10 protein-coding genes and 1 pseudogene are annotated in these 16336 nt (G+C 50.5%); 2 read left to right on the top strand and 9 right to left on the bottom strand.

Annotated features, from left to right (window positions below):
* Nucleotides 1-28: 28 nt before the first annotated feature.
* The 4 genes and pseudogenes from PP175_RS10070 to PP175_RS10055 all read right to left on the bottom strand — a co-directional run bounded on the left by PP175_RS10070 (nt 29) and on the right by PP175_RS10055 (nt 2615).
* A complete protein-coding gene (locus PP175_RS10070; RefSeq protein ID WP_272442617.1) occupies nt 29-559 on the bottom strand; it encodes a hypothetical protein in 531 nt (176 codons plus the stop codon).
* Between the two features lie 20 nt (nt 560-579).
* A complete protein-coding gene (locus tag PP175_RS10065) occupies nt 580-978 on the bottom strand; it encodes a MerR family transcriptional regulator (protein ID WP_272442616.1) in 399 nt (132 codons plus the stop codon).
* Between the two features lie 26 nt (nt 979-1004).
* Entirely contained in the window at nt 1005-2033 is a 1029-nt protein-coding gene (locus tag PP175_RS10060) for a medium chain dehydrogenase/reductase family protein (protein ID WP_272442615.1), read from the bottom strand.
* Between the two features lie 178 nt (nt 2034-2211).
* Nucleotides 2212-2615, bottom strand: a pseudogene (locus PP175_RS10055) (hypothetical protein).
* Between the two features lie 216 nt (nt 2616-2831).
* Between PP175_RS10055 and PP175_RS10050 the strand changes: the two are divergent.
* The gene (locus PP175_RS10050) at nt 2832-3356 is read left to right on the top strand and encodes a DUF309 domain-containing protein (RefSeq protein ID WP_272442614.1); all 525 of its coding nucleotides are present in this window, start codon (nt 2832-2834) and stop codon (nt 3354-3356) included.
* Nucleotides 3357-3377: 21 nt separating this feature from the next.
* Nucleotides 3378-3707 carry a hypothetical protein gene (locus PP175_RS10045; protein WP_272442613.1) on the top strand — a complete coding sequence of 110 codons (330 nt, stop codon included), beginning with the start codon at nt 3378-3380 and terminating at the stop codon, nt 3705-3707.
* A gap of 112 nt (nt 3708-3819) precedes the next feature.
* Here PP175_RS10045 and PP175_RS10040 read toward each other — a convergent pair whose 3' ends face one another.
* The 5 genes from PP175_RS10040 to addB form a co-directional block, all read right to left on the bottom strand.
* Nucleotides 3820-4023, bottom strand: a complete 204-nt coding sequence (locus tag PP175_RS10040; protein WP_272443235.1) for a 5' nucleotidase, NT5C type — start codon at nt 4021-4023, stop codon at nt 3820-3822.
* Nucleotides 4024-4100: 77 nt separating this feature from the next.
* Entirely contained in the window at nt 4101-7538 is a 3438-nt protein-coding gene (locus tag PP175_RS10035; protein WP_272442612.1) for an AAA family ATPase, read from the bottom strand.
* A gap of 26 nt (nt 7539-7564) precedes the next feature.
* On the bottom strand, nt 7565-8746 hold the full coding sequence (locus tag PP175_RS10030; RefSeq protein WP_272442611.1) for an exonuclease SbcCD subunit D: 1182 nt from the start codon (nt 8744-8746) through the stop codon (nt 7565-7567).
* Nucleotides 8747-8824: 78 nt separating this feature from the next.
* Nucleotides 8825-12727 (bottom strand): helicase-exonuclease AddAB subunit AddA, encoded by a 3903-nt coding sequence (gene addA, locus PP175_RS10025; protein WP_272442610.1) that lies wholly within the window; start codon nt 12725-12727, stop codon nt 8825-8827.
* A complete protein-coding gene (gene addB / locus PP175_RS10020) occupies nt 12720-16256 on the bottom strand; it encodes a helicase-exonuclease AddAB subunit AddB (RefSeq protein WP_272442609.1) in 3537 nt (1178 codons plus the stop codon). Before addB ends, addA begins: the two co-directional genes overlap by 8 nt.
* Between the last annotated feature and the right edge of the window lie 80 nt (nt 16257-16336).

Genomic DNA, 16336 nt, shown 5'->3' with positions numbered 1-16336 from the left:
GAGAGCTGAATAAAGGCTGTCATTACACCTAATTCCTTTGAATTTGAACAAAATCTCCCGGGTGATTACGAATATAATCTGCGATTATTTTTATTGTTATCGGTGCGGCTTCGTGAAGTTGGGCGTACAGAGAGCTTACAGAAGAGCACAATTCAGGGTCATACCTTAGATCCTGAGTCGAAACATCGAAATTTTCTAAATTCCTTGGGTGATTTCTTTCTCTGAGACTTGCTTCGAGATCCTCAAGTAGATACCTTGTGGCGCGATCCCCGAACAAACGAAGCCCGTTTTTTAATGCTGGCCATCTCCCGGGTTGTGCCATAAAATAGGCACTCCACCAGTATAAATCAGCAGCAGATTTCCTTACGTGGGTGTAATAGGCCCGAAATATAAATAATGCTTTTTGTCCGTCAGATAGTCGCTGGTAGAGCCCTGTACTGAAATCGTCTCCTCGAGTCTGAATCTCCTTATAAGCTTGGTTGATTGGCTCGAAACACGCCAATCCGAGTGCTTCATCCTGCAAGGTGTTGAATGCATCCCACTTCATTTTAACCAACAATATATAATCACTCCTTCATGCTAATCATACATCATCGTTACCTTTTTATAAAAGTTCATTTTTTGTTTGGTCAACGCTATCGTTTCATTTAACCTTGCTTTTTGTTCTTCCAATTGCTGCAAATGCTGCTGTAATAGATCAAGCCGGGTTTGCACGGATTCCTTAAGCTCTGCACCTTCATTTCCAACCCTATGCAACAAGCAACCATCCTGTACAAAGTGCGCAATGTGGGTGAGCGGCATGCCGGTTTCTTTTAAGCTTATAAGAAACTGAATAAACTGCAAATCCTCTTCCGTATAAAGCCGGGCACTGTTGGTTCCGCGCCGGCCCACTTCTGGAAGCAGATTGATTTTTTCATAATAGCGCAGCGTGTGGGTGGTTAGCCCAAGACGCTTGGCCGCTTCCCCTATCGTGAACATGCCCATTCCTCCTCATTCGGCATACATTAATCAGAACAGTCTAACGTTATTTTCCCTACCACCTTCGAATGTTCAATGAGGCGGTGAGCCTCTGCCGCTTCTTGCAGCGGAAACGTCGAATGCAGAATCGGTTTAATTTGTTTGTTCAGCAGCATGTCAAACAATGTATGCAAATCCTCCTTGAACCAGTTGGGGTGTTCTTTTTTCCACTGCGTAACACTGTAGGTGCAGGCATGTACGGATTGCATAGCGGATTGTCCCCGGGAAAGCAAGCGCCAATCTTCCTCGATGCGGGCTATGCTTTCTGACTCCGGTTCGTGCGTGAGTGCAGATGTAAAACCGAATCCTATTAAGGTTCCTCCGGGCTTTAACGTCTGAGCAGAGCGATACCAATTGTCTCCTCCAATTGGGTCAAATACGGCATCGATTCCTTCTGGAAAACGATGCCGAACAGCTGCGACAAAATCCTCTGCCCGATAATCAATGGCCGTGGCACCATAGGCAGATACGGCCGCCAACTTAGCTTGCGAAGCCGTTCCGATCATGGTAAGACCAAGCAGCTGACCGACTTGAAGCATTGCTGTTCCAACTCCTCCCGCCGCACCTTGTATGAGGATGCGGCTGTGCGTACCAAGTGCAACAGCTCGATGGAGGAGCTGGTAGGCCGTAACATAGTTTAATACCAGGGATACTGCCTCATGGGAATCAAGCGATTTTGGAACTAACACAACTTCCTCTACCGGAACACACACATAATGTGAATAGCCGCCGACGCCGTCCAGGCAGACAGCCACTCTATCTCCTTCTCGATAACAGGTGATGCTATCTCCAGCTTTTTCAACCCGTCCCACGACGTCATAGCCCGGCGTAAAAGGCGGCCGTGGTCCGCCCACAAACACTCCTCTTCTGCGTAAAACATCGCCGAGCGCGACACCGGCGGCTTCTACCCGGATTAGCAACTCTCCCTGCCCTGGTTGTGGTATAGGTTCTTGAACTATCTTTAAAACGTCCGGGTCTCCATACGCTGTGGCTATTATCTTCTTATTAACGTTCACGTTCATCCTTCCTTTCATAATCGGATGAACTAAGCATACTCGTTAGAGTTAACTCTAAGTCAACCTGAAAATTTGCAGGAAGTGGGCGGCCATCCTATTTCCCTTTTCGGAGCGAAAAAAGACAGCCAGCTTCTGCGCGAAGCCGCTGCCTTTTTCACCCGAGATTTTAGCATATATGTTACAGAAAGGGCTCAGCAACTTTCACAAGCTGCTTTCCAAGGTTCTCACCTCTAAACAAGCCTATAAAGGCATCGGGTGCATTTTGTAATCCTTCAATTATATTTTCTTCGCATTTGAGTTTTCCTTCATTCAGCCAGGCTGCAAGTTGCTTAATGCCCTCAGGAAAGCGCTCCGAGTAGTCAGAAACAATAAAACCTTTCATTAACGTACTACGACCTGCCCCACAACCCCTCCGGTGAGGACATCGTTTAACCGGAAAGGAGCCACGTACGATTTTGCATCGCTCATTCTGCCCCTCATGTAAGGATCAACAGACAGAAACAACGTCCGCACTAACACTTCACCCTCAGATGGTTCGGGAACAGGGCCTTCGACTAATTTAAAATTTCGTTCAACCGGCATACCTTTTGCTCTCCCGGCTAACAGTATCTGGCGGTTTTTTCGGCCATCCTGATTTCCTCCGTTTCATAACTTTTTTTTCGCATTTTAACTGTTGATAACGCCACTTACTTTATACCCTGTTCAGGAGGATTATAACAGGAGCGCTTTACACGCGGAGCAAAAACAGCGATACTAATAGGGATCCATAAAGATTTTTTGCCAAGCGGGGTGACTGCGTTGTATCCGGACGCCTACATTGATTACCTTGTGTATTTTCATGCGGATCGCGATCTGTTTGAATGCCACGAGGTTCTCGAAGAATATTGGAAGCAACTCAGTGAAAAAGAAAATAGCGATATATGGGTTGCCCTCATCCAAATAGCGGTTGGCCTGTATCATCAAAGGCGCGGAAACGGGCCGGGTGCACACAAAATGCTAAACAGCGCCTTGTCCAAGCTAAGGTCAGAGGATGTAGAGGCTTTAGGTTTGGATAAAGCCGAGCTTCTGGCACAGCTGGAAATGAGGCTGATGGATCTTAATGGGGGTAGCACTGAGCTGTATGTGGACTTTAATCTTCCCATTAAATCGCCAGAACTACTTGACGCCTGCCTGATGCGGGCGGCGGAGCGAAAAGTTACCTGGCTTTCCCCCAGCAATCTGGCTAATGAGTACCTAATGAATAAACATACACTGCGTGACCGCAGCGGCGTCATAAAGACGCGGTACGCGCAATTAGCAAAACGGCGCAGCAGAGAAAAGTAAGACAGGAAGGGAATGTTTTGATTGGCTGAATTTCAATCACCACAAAGTGATACTACAGAAGATGCACCGAAAAATCAGCTTATACTGGCTGCTATTTCGTTAATTGCGGGAATATGTGCCGTTGTCTGCCTGGCGTTATTCGCATCTACGTTTCTTATTAAAGCAGAACTGACAATTTTATGGTTAATGCTGGCGATTACACTGTCCTTGTTTGGATTTATGCTCGGTTTGCTTGCCAGGAGGTCGACGAAGGGAGCAAAGCTTGCTTCAGCCGGAATCATCCTCAGCTCCATATCCCTGCTAGTCATGGTAGTTATGCCTGTCTATACGGTTATTTACTATTTTCGTTAAGCACGAAAATCCGAGCAGATTGTCTGTAGAACAAATTGGGGTATTATTAAAAAATAAGGGTCGATAATCGTGTTATTAAGAAGTTATCGACCCATTGCCCTAACACCATTAATTATTTAAAAAAGTAGTTCCTAACCTCTTTCCAGCTGTTCACTCTAACATAGCCGGTTTCATGAATGTTGTGCGGTGCAGTAAACAGAATTCCCTGACCACAAAAACCCTTGAAATTCTTTACGTTGTCATCAATGAGGTAATCTGCATTGATTATACTTTTGTCACCGCAATACACATAGAAAAGGCATCGCAATAACTTCATCCATATCAATTGCAATTTTCCCCTTTTTACTCATTTTAGCACCCTCATTTCTCTATTCCCTTACTCATACTCTTACCTTACAATACTTCATGGCGGATACGGCTGCCCCTGCCAGAAGGCTCAGCAGGTTCCACGATGAGTTTCCGCGGCAGGCGCGCCTGCAGTTCCGGAACGTGGCTGATAATGCCTACTGACAGCCGGCTGCTCTGCAGTTTTTCAAGCGCGGTAATAACCGTGTCGAGCAGTTCCTGATCCAGTGTGCCAAATCCTTCATCCAGGAAAAAGAATTCAAGCGGGTATTCACCGCGCAACTGTATCTGGCCGGAGAGGGCAAGCGCCAGCGACAGCGAAGTGAGGAATGTTTCTCCGCCGGAAAGTGTGGTGACCGGGCGCCTGATCCCGCCGTTCGCATCATCCCGGATAATAAATCCACCCGTTGAATCTACTTCAATGGCGTAACGCTGCCTCGTTAGGCTTGCGAGACGCATAGAGGCCTCGTAGCTGACCTGCATGAGCTGCTCTTCTGCGATATATTCGACAAACGAGTTGCCTTTAAAAACGTTCTGAAGTTTGACAAGCCTGTCAATTGTTTGCTGCTGCTGTACACGCAGTTCTTCTAATTGAGCCCAGCGCGCGTGGCGCAACTCCAAATCTTCCAGGTCGCGTTCCGAGCGGATTTTTTCCTTTGCCGCTAGATCCAGCGCTTCTCTTGCCCGTGTACAGGCAGCATTGGCTTCTTCCCATTCTTCATCGGATACGGTCTCTCCGCTAAGGAGGGAATGAATTCGCTGCAGCTCGTTCTCAAGCTTTTTCTCTTTATCGCGATATCGTTCGATCCGCTCCTGCCAACTTTTTTGCGATTCCAATCCAGCCATCGCCTGCTGAACTTCTTCCTGTGTCTGAAAAGGGGCGGCAGCAACGGCTTTAATCCACGCAGCTTCGGCTTCTGTTTTTCTTGTACTGGCCAGCCTAAGCGATTGCCGCGCTGCACTTTCGTCTTTTTCATTGGCCTGCAGCTGCGTCCGTGCTTTTTCTTCTTTTTCAGTGATGGCCGCTGCCTGCTGCCGCAGATTCTTAAGCAGGTTCTCCGTTTCCTTGTATAGAACAGCTGCCTCTCCTTCTGGCACGATCTGCTTAAGCCGTAACATCTTCTCAGTCAGATTTTTACGGTTAGCTGTGAGTTCTGCTTCTAGGCGAATGCGTTCATGTTCAGTTTTTGTCAGCTGGTTCTGCAGCCTGTCCAATTCTGCTTCCCTTTCGGCTATATAGGGGTAGCTTTTCTCAAGCTTCTGCTGCAGTTCCTCTGCCTCCACATCCAGTGCCTGTATCCTGGCTGCTTCTCCTTCGGCATTTTCGTATACGAGAGGGGCAAATGCTTCGTTCCATTGCTGCAGGCGGGCAGTAATGCGGGACTCTTCCTGAGCCGCTTTCTGGCTGCGCTCCTCCACCGCCTTGCGTTCGTTATCCATCCGGGCGGCCGCTGCAGCTTGCTGCTGTTCAATCAGAGAACCCTTCTTGAGAGCAGAACGCATTGATTCTTCCAGTCTCTGCAGATCATTCTCATATGAAGTTAGCTGTTCCCTTATCTGGCGGCAGCCCTGCTTAATCTGCTCGATCGTTAATAAAAGGTCAGCCTCATCGCTTGCCTGTTCTTGAAGCAGATGCGAATCAAGTGAAGCTGCAGCTCCGTCAGCACCTGAGTTTTCATGCATAAGCCGATCATAGAGCGAAGAGGAAACCTGTTGAAGCCTGGAACTGAGTCTGTCATATTCGTGCCCGGCGGCGGTTAACGCGCGCTCCTCCTCTTCTAATTTTCCAATTCGCTCTTCAATCTGGCTGCGCCCCAAATCGTTTTCCGCCGGTATCGCCGGTGACGGATGCTCAGATGAACCACATACCGGGCATGGCTTTCCATTCTGCAGACTTGCTACAAGCTGTACTGCCAGGTTGCGGTCTATCCATTCTGCGAGCGCACCTCTCTCAGTTGCAAGCAATTGCTCGGCTGCTGACCGGACACCATTTACCCTGTCAATCCCGTCCCGTACCTTCATATACTGCCGTTGCGTATCCTCAAGCAGTTCCTGAAGATGCCTCTGGTATTGTGAACCTGCATCCCGGGCAAGTGCAGCATCCTGTTCCGTCTTCAGGCAGCGCTTCTGGTACTCTTGGATTTCTTGCTGCAGATCCGCAAACCTTTTTTGCTCGGCTTTTATCGCCTGTTTTTCTTGAACAGCCTGGTTAACCTTCTGCCGCTCAGCTGGCGCCACCGATTTCTTCAGGAGTTCTTCCTGTAAAAAAGCCTGCCGCTGTATCGCTTGTTCCCGCATTTTCGCCGACCATTCGTGCGCTTTTTGCGCATCTGCCAGCTGTTCGGCATACACGCTGTACTGCTTTTCTTGAGCTGCAATCGAAGCTTGCAGGACATGCAGTTCATCTTCGAGCTCCTGCGCCTGTTTTAACCTTTCCAAACGCACCGTAAGCCTAGGCTCTTCTTCAGCCAGCTTCTGGCGTATCAACCGCAATTCTTCCTGCGCAGCCCCATAAGCCGTACGGCTGGCGGCAAGCTGTTGCGCGGCCTCGTCTGCTCTCGCCTGCCAGCGAAAAAATTCCTCGCGGCCCTTGGTGAGTTCATCTGTATAGGGCCGAAGAATCTCTGCCTGCCTTGCCAGCGAAAGCTGTTTTTCCAATTCAATTATTTCATGTTCAAGCTGCCGGTGTTCTGCGAGCTGTTTCGCTGTTTTTACTGATTCGGCCTGCAATTCCCATAGTCGTTTCTTTGCTTCCAACAGCTTCTCCGCTTCTGCTGTTCGCGCCTGCTGCACTTGATGGCTCTGCTGCGCCAGAACCACACGTTCCTTAGCTTGCGCTATGGTTTCAACCGAGGCTTCACCTAACCCCTGCTGTTCAGCTGTCAATTCATTAACTCTTGACTTTGCAGTGTCGGTTCGCTTGCGCAGCCTTGTGTTTAATATATCGCCATATTTTTCTAGGTGAAAAAGGCGCTGCAGCATCTGGCGCCTTTCGCTGCCTTTCAAGGAAAGAAATTCTGCAAACTTCCCCTGCGGCAGCACGACTGCGCGGGTGAAATCGTCTACGGTAAGCCCCAGTATATCCTGCACATGCTGGGTTACATCGCGATCCTTATCAGCTAAAACCTTTTCCTCCCCATCTATCTCAACGAAGCGGCAGGTGGCAATTTTTAGCTTTATTTCATCGGTACGCTTATAGCGCCGCTCCACGCGGTACCGCTTCGTTCCAGCCGCATTCCCAAGCTCAAATGTAAAGGACACGGACAGCTGGTCCTCCGCATGGTTCATAATCCCCTGTGTGTTGTTGCTGGCGCGTTCGACCTTACCATAGAGTGCCAGCGTCATAGCATCAAGCAGCGATGATTTACCGCTTCCTGTCGGTCCAAAAATACCGAACACGCCGCCCCCGCAAAGATTTTCAAAGTCTACTTCCTGTTCTTCGCGAAAGCTGTGCAGGCCTTTCACTTTTAATAGGATAGGGCGCACGTTATTCTCCCCTTTCCAGTGTAATATCAGGACTCTAGTTCTGCGTCCAGCTCGTCTTCTCCGATTAGCTCCAGAAACATCCGGACGGTTTCATCGTCCGGTTTGGCCCCGCCGGTTTGGCGTTCATAAAAACTGCGAAACATCTCATCAATCGGCAGACCTGAACGCGAAACGGTTACGCTCTCCAGTTGAGCTGCGGGGTATACGGGTTGTATCGTAATCAGACCTTCATGCGCTTTGCGAAGCTTATGTATATCCTCGATCGGAATCGAATCGGCTACATGCACTTTTAGGTCGATCCACGCGCCGAGATCCCGCCCCTCTTCAATCCAGCCGTGTACCTGCTGGAGGCCTTCTTTCGCCTCCCATCTCACAAGAGGTTTGCCAGAAGACAGGAATATCTCTTCCATGCGGGCAGGTTCACCGGGCTTCACGTCCAATACAGTTACCGATTTGGCATGGCCTGCTTCGCTAAAACTGTACGCGAGCGGTGAACCTGAGTAGCGGGCAAGCGTGGGAGCTTTCGGTACATTCTGCGGTTTATGCAGATGGCCAAGCGCCACATACTGCGCGGCAGCCGGAAGGGTCGTCGCGGACACCGTATACGCTCCTCCTACCTGTATCGGCCGCTCTGAATCGGATTCATAACTGCCCAGCACGTATATATGGCTCATAGCCAGGTTTACCGTATGCGGGCTGAACTTACGGCTTTGCACCTCAAAAATATGGGCCAGTTTCTGATCGTAAGCCTTGCGCAGCACTTCTTCCTCGCTGCTTTCCGCAAGCAAGGCCTGCAGACGTGATTCAGACGGATAGGGAAGCGCAAAAATACGGGCTTCTTCCTGGACCGCCGGAATGGGAATCGATAATACAGTAGGTTCCGGCAATCCAAGCAGGGTGATTCCATGCCGGTCAGCTAGCGGACGGGATGCCGCAACGCGGTCCGGATTGTCATGATTTCCTGCGATAATCACCACCTGGCGTTTTCCGCCGTCTGAAAGTCTCGCGAGGCAGTCATAAAATAGCTGCTCCGCTGCGGCTGGCGGATTCACCGTATCAAACACATCGCCGGCGATCAGAATTAAGTCAATATTTTCCCGGGTAACAATTTCATACAGTTCATCAACAAAAGCCTCCTGTTCAGGCAACCGGCTCCGCCCCTCGAGGGAGCGGCCGAAATGCCAGTCAGCCGTGTGTAAGATTCTCATCGTCTATCACCCCTTCTCTCTACCGATTTACTAGTCATGTCCGCATAGTCATATATCGTCTTAGGCATACTTCGCCGCTTAGACATGGATCGTGCGGCCGCCGTTAAAAAAGTATAGAACTTTCTCCAGCACAGGCTTTTTCACGATCCGTTCAACCGCCTTCGCATACCAATCAAGCTGGGTTTGATAACGCCTTGCCAGCTGTTCATCAGTTAAGCCTTCCGTTTCGTCTGATTTATAGTCTAAGAGAATGCAACCTGTCCCATAATCCAGCAGACAGTCAATCACACCCTGTATGATAATCTTTTCACCATCCGTTTGGGCACCTGCTACTGACTGGATGAACGCTGCTCCCGGTTTGCCGGCATCTGAGTTAAGCCCATTTAATCTCGCTTGCTGATCAAGTTCGTCAGCATTAACAGCGAGATTAAACGCCATTTCTCGGAATACGCGGGGGGCTCTCTTTATCTGTTCTGCAGCCGGAGATGTGAAAAACGCCAGAATCCCTTCCCTGTCAACAGAAGCAGCTTCCGCTTCGGTCAGCTGTTCATTCACAATCATTTGCGCAATGAACGCTTCCAGTTGCCCGGCGTCAGGTACAGGTTCAAATGGAATGGTCTGCATCACCGTATGCATGGCTGTTCCCCGTTCGGCAGCTGTCACTTTTTTTTCACTTAGAAAAAGGGGGCGCTCGGCAGACTCCCGCCTGAAAAGAGGGATGCCATATGCATCTGTCTGCTCCTCAGCGGCCATCTTTTGGCTGCGGCGTTTTATTTCGGAAACTGACTGCTTCGCCATTTGATGAGAAGACTGCCGATAAGCATAGTTCCATTGAAGCTGAGCCGCTACCTTTTCACTAAATGGGCTTTCCATTGTAACGGGGAGCCCCTGTTCTAAGGCCTGTTCAATTTCACTCCGGCTGAGCGAATCTTCTTCCATTGGTTCCACGAATTCTTCCGCCAGGTACGTAAAGATCCGGAAAACGGACGAGTCATTGTACACTTCTGCCACCGCTTGCTCCGGTTCGGCAATATAGCGGAGAAGCGGCGTGGCATTTTTATGCCGGATCAACGCCGGTCCCAGCCAATCAAGGAAGGTCTTTCCCCTGGCCAATTCAAAATCCGGCAGTGTCCAATCCGGCCATGCCAGCGTGTTTGCCCATTTCGCTGCGGCTTTTTCCAGATTGCGCAGGGTGCCAACGAGAATCAGTTTTTCCCTTGCTCTTGTTAACGCTACGTATAACACGCGCATCTCCTCTGCGAGCTGCTCACCCTTCATCCGCCGCTTTATCGCGATATTTGGCAGCGTCGGAAATGTCACACGCAGCTCGGGGTCCACGTGCCGAGGGCCAAAGCCCAGTTCCTTGTGAAGAAGGAAAGAACCCCTTACATCCATAAAGTTAAACGATTTGCCCAGGCCAGCAACAAAGACTATGGGAAATTCCAGGCCTTTGCTTTTATGAATCGTCATAATCCGCACGACATCCTCTTGCTCGCTCAAGGACCGTGCCACTCCAAGATCACTGCCCTGGCCTCGCATCCGTTCAATAAACCGCAAAAAGCGGAAAAGTCCGCGGAAAGAGGTTGATTCATATTGGAGTGCCCGCTCATACAGCGCCTGCAGATTGGCCTGTCGCTGCCTGCCACCCGGCAAACCTCCGACAAAATCGTAGTAGCCGGTTTCGCGGTATATTTGCCAGATAAGCGAAGACAGCGAACCCTGTCTGGCCTCGGTACGCCACCTGTTCAGCCGCTCCACAAATAACATCAGCCTCAAGTGAAGATCTGGGTTAAGCTCCGACGTCATCTCCGCCGCTGTTGATGGATCCTCCTGCTCAGCGATGAAAGCCACTAAAGCCTCATAAAAGCTACCTTCGTTATTCGCGAGCCGCACCTGCGCAAGCTCATCCGCGTTTAGCCGCACAATAGGCGACCGTAAAACGGCCGTCAGGGGAATATCCTGATACGGATTGTCAATGACCTGCAAAAGCGAGGTCATGATCTCTACTTCAGTGGCACTAAAATAGCCTGTTGATACCTCTGCATAGGCGGGAATTCCCTGAAGTTTAAACTCCTCCGCCATCGCTTCAGCCCAACCGCTGGTGGCCCGCATTAAAATAACCATGTCGCGATACTCTACAGGCCGCATCACTTTGTTCTTTTTATCGTAAACAAACTGCCTGCCATGGCCGTCCGCATCCCCTGAAATCATTTGCTTGATCTTACGGGCAACAAGCCTTGCTTCAAGCTGCACATTCTCCAGTTCAGATGCATCCAGCGGCGCAGCATGGGGATCATTTTCAATTTCCACATCAATGGATTGCATGGCACTGTCGTCCTCGGAATCATCCGGATCTTCCTTCTCGACGAACCGATCAATCAACAACACGTCCACTGACATATCAGCGGCTTCCACTTCCGGGTAATCAGCAGCGCCCAGAACCAGTTCAGCGGCCTTATCATAGGCGATTTCACTGACCGTTTCATTCATAATCTGGCGAAAGAAGAAATTGGTTGCGTCGATGACTTCACGGCGGCTCCGAAAATTTCTTGCCAGATCAATGCGCCAGCCGTTCGCTCCACCGCCAGGCGTAAACCGCTTGTATTTGTCCAGAAACAGCTCCGGCTCGGCCAACCTGAACCGGTAGATGCTCTGCTTGACATCCCCCACCATAAAAAGGTTTCCCCTCTGATGGTCATCATGGCGGCTGACAAGTCTCACGATCGCTTCCTGAACCGCATTCGTATCCTGATATTCATCCACCAAGACCTCTTCGAATTGCAACCGGTAATCAAGCGCCGCAGCAGAGGGCTTCAGTTCATCTGCAGATGAATCCGTATCGCTCAGAATTTGAAGCGTAAAATGCTCCAGGTCGGAGAAGTCCACGAGGCCCTTCTCCTTCTTTGCCTGCCTGTAGCGATCTTCAAAAGACAGGACAAGCTGAACAATTTTATTCATAAACGGAGCGTTTTCCTGGACATTTTGCAGATAATCCCCAGGGGCCATCCGAAATAGTTCGTCCTTAATAGCCAGCACGCGCTTTTTTACTTCATCACGAATCGCTTTGACCTGGTCTTTCTTGGCCGCGTCGATATCTTTGCCGCTGCACCTCTTTAAGGTGGAGAACGTGGCTGCCGCAAACGCCTCATACAGCGCGTCCCACGTCTGTTCGGACGCTTGAATAAGTGTGTAAACCAACTGTTGATCAAGATTTAATGTTTCAAGATAAGGCAGCGGGCCTCCTTCTGACTGTGCCAGGATCTCCGCTCTCCGAAGCATCGTAGACAGGCCGCGCAATTCAAGCCGCACGTCATCCTGAATGGCACCAAACCAGGGCAGCCGGTAAAAAGAAACCAAATTATGGACGTGATACATGGCGGCCATATCCGCGAGCCAGCCGTCAGGCCGCGGGTGGCTTCTGGAGAAATGGTACAGGCGCTGGATTAGCGACTGAAGCGCGGCATCGCTGCGGTCACCCGAATAACTGTCGACCAGCCGGAAAAAGGCGGGGTCAGCCAAACCATATTCCTCTTCAAAGAGCTGTTCCATCACGTCCTGGCGCATCAGTTCAGCTTCCGCCTCATCTGCTATCCGAAATCCCGGATCAAGGTCAATTAAGTAGTAAAAACGTTTCAGCACTTCCATGCAAAAGGAGTGCAGGGTCATAATCGACGCCTTGTTCAGCAATGTCAGCTGCCGCCTCAAATGCAGTGAGGATGGATCAACAGCGAGGGCTTTCTGTATGGCCTCCCCGATCCGCTGGCGCATTTCGGAAGCGGCTGCCTTCGTAAATGTGACCACAAGCAGCCTGTCAACATCAAGCGGGCTCTCCTTTTCACTTATCCGCCTGATAATCCGTTCAACAAGGACCGCCGTTTTGCCAGACCCCGCTGCGGCTGCAACCAGGATGTTAGCATCGCGCGCCGCTATCGCTTCCCACTGCTCATCCGTCCAGGTCGCATCTGCTGGTTTCTCAAGCATTCATAATCCCTCCTCCCTCTAGCACGAATTTTTCCCAGAGCGTTTCTTTTGGTTCCTCCCGAAGCACCACATAATCGTTATCCGGCATCTCCCGGTCAAACTGACAGACCGGTTTATACGAGCAAAACGTGCAGGGGGTTTCCTTCCTTTTCCAGTATGGCGCTATGGACACGACGCCATCGGTAATATCCTTTCCGATCTCATAGATCATCCGGCGCGTATGCCCGCGCAACAGGTCAAACTGTTCAAGCGAAGCAACAGCAGCGTTAGAATAAAAGCCATTCTTTCCAATCGCTACCGGTAAAATTTCCGAATAGCCGGATTCGAACCTGGTATCCATCAGACGCACCACCTCTTCATCCTGCAGTACAAGGCCCTTCATTTTAAAGCTTTTTACGATTTCGCGGAATACCGCTTCAGAACTGAAAGGCGGCTGCGTTTTGATGATCGGATTGTGGACGTGGAAGTAAAGGACACCTGCCGGGATCGCTTTGCGTCCAAAGACCAGCTCCGAGTGGGTAACGAGAACATCCAAATACGTAAGCATCTGCAGGGCAAGCCCGAAATAAATGTCGGATAAATTCAGCCCTTTCTGGCTTGATTTATAATCCATTACACGGATTAACAGACCCTGCGACCCTACCGCACCATCAACCCGGTCAATTCGCCCGACAAGTTCCATTTTGCAGCCATTCGGCAGCGTAAAAACGATCGGCGGGATGGGACCGCCCCCGCCAAACGCCATTTCGAGAGCAAGCGGCGTAAACTCGCTGCGGCGGGCGTGTTCACCTAACACTTGCGCGGCACGCCCGACTACGTTTTTCAACTTATAGGCAAGATACTTGTTTCGGTTTGTACTTAACAGCACCTGTTTTTGGAGGAAAGGGGTAAGTCCATCAACCGTTTCAGCCGCAAGCTCGTTCAACTCATCAGTCCCAAGTTCACCCCAGTTAACCTGCTCGTGGCGCATATGTTCCCCAATCATCCGCAGAGCTGCGTGAAACAATTGGCCGATGTCCGGCATTTCAACCCGGTATAATTCCCGCTCTTTTAGTTTCAAGCCGTATGACATGAATTGCGAAAATGGACACGACTTGTACATCTCCATTCGGGAGACGCTCGCCTTAATATGGTGTCCGTAAATTTTCCGGCTGGTCTCCGGTTTCAGGTTGCGCTCCTGGTTATAGTAGAACAAGCTGCCAAGTACATAGCGGCTTTGCACAGGTTCGTGCTGGGCAATCCAGTTGTAGGCGTCCCACCATAGCGGAGCCATTGGGTAGCCGCGCCTCCACTGCTGAATCCGGGCTGCAAGGTAGGATAGCGTCCGCGCCGGATTGGTGATACATGTCAGCTGGGCCTCTACCGGCAGCTCCCCCGGATCCGCAGGTATAAATTGTTCTGTAAGCAACGGGAACATGTCTTTAATCCGCTTAATCAGGCCGGCCGGCTGCTGGGCTTTTCCATCCTCATCCGCAAGCGGATAGCTCAAATAGAGCTGCCGTGTCGGAGACAACAGGGCACGGTATATCATCAATTCTTCTTCGATCAATTTCTGCCCGCTGCCGGGTGAAAGTTCCAGCCCCGCTTCTTTAAGTCGGGCCTTTTCACTGTCGGACAGCATTCCGTCATCCTTCTGCCTGGCGGGTATGACTCCATCGGTCACACCAAGCACCAGCATACAGGCAACATTGCTCGTCCTTGTTCTGTCCAAGCTTCCCACCAGCACTTGATCAACTGCAGGTGGAATCAACGCAAAGCGAAGACTTTCTAGGCCGGATTCGATCATGGACATAAAGTCAGAAATTGAAACGGCCTCATCTCCCATAACTTCCACCAGCTGATCCAGCATATGAATCACTTCCTGCCATACCTGGGCATGCTCACGTGCCCGGTCAAGCTGTCCATCCTCCACCGCTTTACCGCTCCACACCTCTAGCCGCTCCGGTACATCAAGTGAGATAAGAAAGCGGTATAGCGACTCACACATTCCCCGGACAGACCCTGCCTTGTGCAAATCCCGCTGCAGCACCTGAATAGGGGCCGCAATCCGGTTGCGCAGCACATTCATTTCAGCTTCCACTTCCCGTTCGTGCTCGGTAGCAGGGCGATTCGGATTTTCTGCTTCCTGGTCCAGCCCGCGATAGGTTTTGTAATTCCATGGACGTCCTTCTGTCCAACGGTAGCCCTCGATTCCGTAAGCCAGCACATAATTCTCCAACCGGTCTAGCCTATTTCTTAACTCCCGCGTCTTCTCTTCCGGCAGCGGCGCGGGTAGAAAGTCCGTTTTGATACAGCGGAAAACACTTTCATAGCCCCAGTTGTATTCGATTACTTCAAGCACAGACCGGATGAGTTCCGTTAAAGGATGATGAAGCATGGAACGTTTGTGATCGAGGAAAAAAGGAATCTGGTAGTCTGTAAATACGGTTTCGATTAGATCTGCATAACTTTCCATATCCCGCACGAGAACTGCCGTATCGCGGAAACGATAATCCCCGTCCCGCACCAAAGAAAGGATTCGCTGCGCGGCACCCTCTATTTCCGCCCTTTTGTTTGCGGCGCTCTGTACCAAAATCCCTTCCGGGTTTGCTGTAAATTTCCCCGGAGGCCTCGCATTGAATTGGGCCTCAAGGTGGGCAAGCGCCGGATTTTGTAGAAACCTTGGCAAATCCTGTCTGTCAACTGGGAGTGCAACACCCTGTTCAATAGATACCCGGTTCTTCTCCGCCAGGCGCAGAAGCCTGCTGTATGTATGATTTGGCGTATAAAATACATCAAACTCACTGTCGCCTGCATCATGCCTGGGCTTATCCATGCACAGGGTAACCGTAACCTTCCTGGAGCCCTTTAACAGTGCCAGCAGCACGCTGTATTCCTGAGGTGTAAAAGAATCAAAACCATCGATCCAGAAGCTTGCCTCGCTAACAAATGCAGAACGGGGAATACGCTCCGCAAGCAACGGCAGGTAATGTTCAGCATCCAGATAGCGTCCGCTTAGATACGATTCCAGTTCCTCAAAGATAATCGTCATATCGTGAAGTTTATCAGCAAGAAATCCAGAGTCTTCACCCTGGGCCATACTAGACATCATTCGCTCGCGTTCTGCGGCCAGGTCTTGTACCGTTACACAGTGGCGCGCAAGCTCACCGTACATTTCTTCGAGTTTATCCGTAAACCCCGTCTGTGAAGCAGCCCGGCCGAAAACGCGAAGTTCGCTTTTCCGGTTTTGTACAATTTTGCGCAGCACCATTTTAATGCCTGTGCTGTCCACATGAATCCGGGAAAGGCCACCTACCTCCTGGAGAACCTTATAGGCGAGCCTTTGAAAGCTTAGCACCTCGGCCCTCATCATTCCGTTCAGCCCAGTCGACATCGCAAGCTCATTCTCCGCCTGGTAGCTCATCTGCTGAGGTACAATATATACAAGCGGCGCGCCCAGTGGTTCCTTCTCCAGCTCCTGCCGTATTTCTCCCATGCAAAACGTACTTTTTCCACTTCCGGCGCGGCCGGTTACAATACGAAGCGGCATCTCTTCCCCTCCTCCAACTTAAGTCTGTTTCTTTATCTTAACACAGAACAGGCGTTCTTTTGTATGCTGGAATATACTGA

Origin of the sequence: Aneurinibacillus sp. Ricciae_BoGa-3, assembly GCF_028421645.1 — a bacterium.
Lineage (GTDB): Bacteria > Bacillota > Bacilli > Aneurinibacillales > Aneurinibacillaceae > Aneurinibacillus_B.
The sequence above is the reverse complement of the archived record's forward strand: the minus strand, read 5'-3'. Positions and strand labels throughout refer to the sequence as shown.

Excerpts from the sequence above, each read along its gene's own strand:
- addB (WP_272442609.1), bottom strand. The coding sequence starts at position 16,256 with ATGCCGCTTCGTATTGTAACCGGCCGCGCCGGAAGTGGAAAAAGTACG.
- PP175_RS10030 (WP_272442611.1), bottom strand. The coding sequence starts at position 8,746 with ATGAGAATCTTACACACGGCTGACTGGCATTTCGGCCGCTCCCTCGAG.
- addA (WP_272442610.1), bottom strand. The coding sequence starts at position 12,727 with ATGCTTGAGAAACCAGCAGATGCGACCTGGACGGATGAGCAGTGGGAA.
- PP175_RS10040 (WP_272443235.1), bottom strand. The coding sequence starts at position 4,023 with ATGAAGTTATTGCGATGCCTTTTCTATGTGTATTGCGGTGACAAAAGT.
- PP175_RS10065 (WP_272442616.1), bottom strand. The coding sequence starts at position 978 with ATGTTCACGATAGGGGAAGCGGCCAAGCGTCTTGGGCTAACCACCCAC.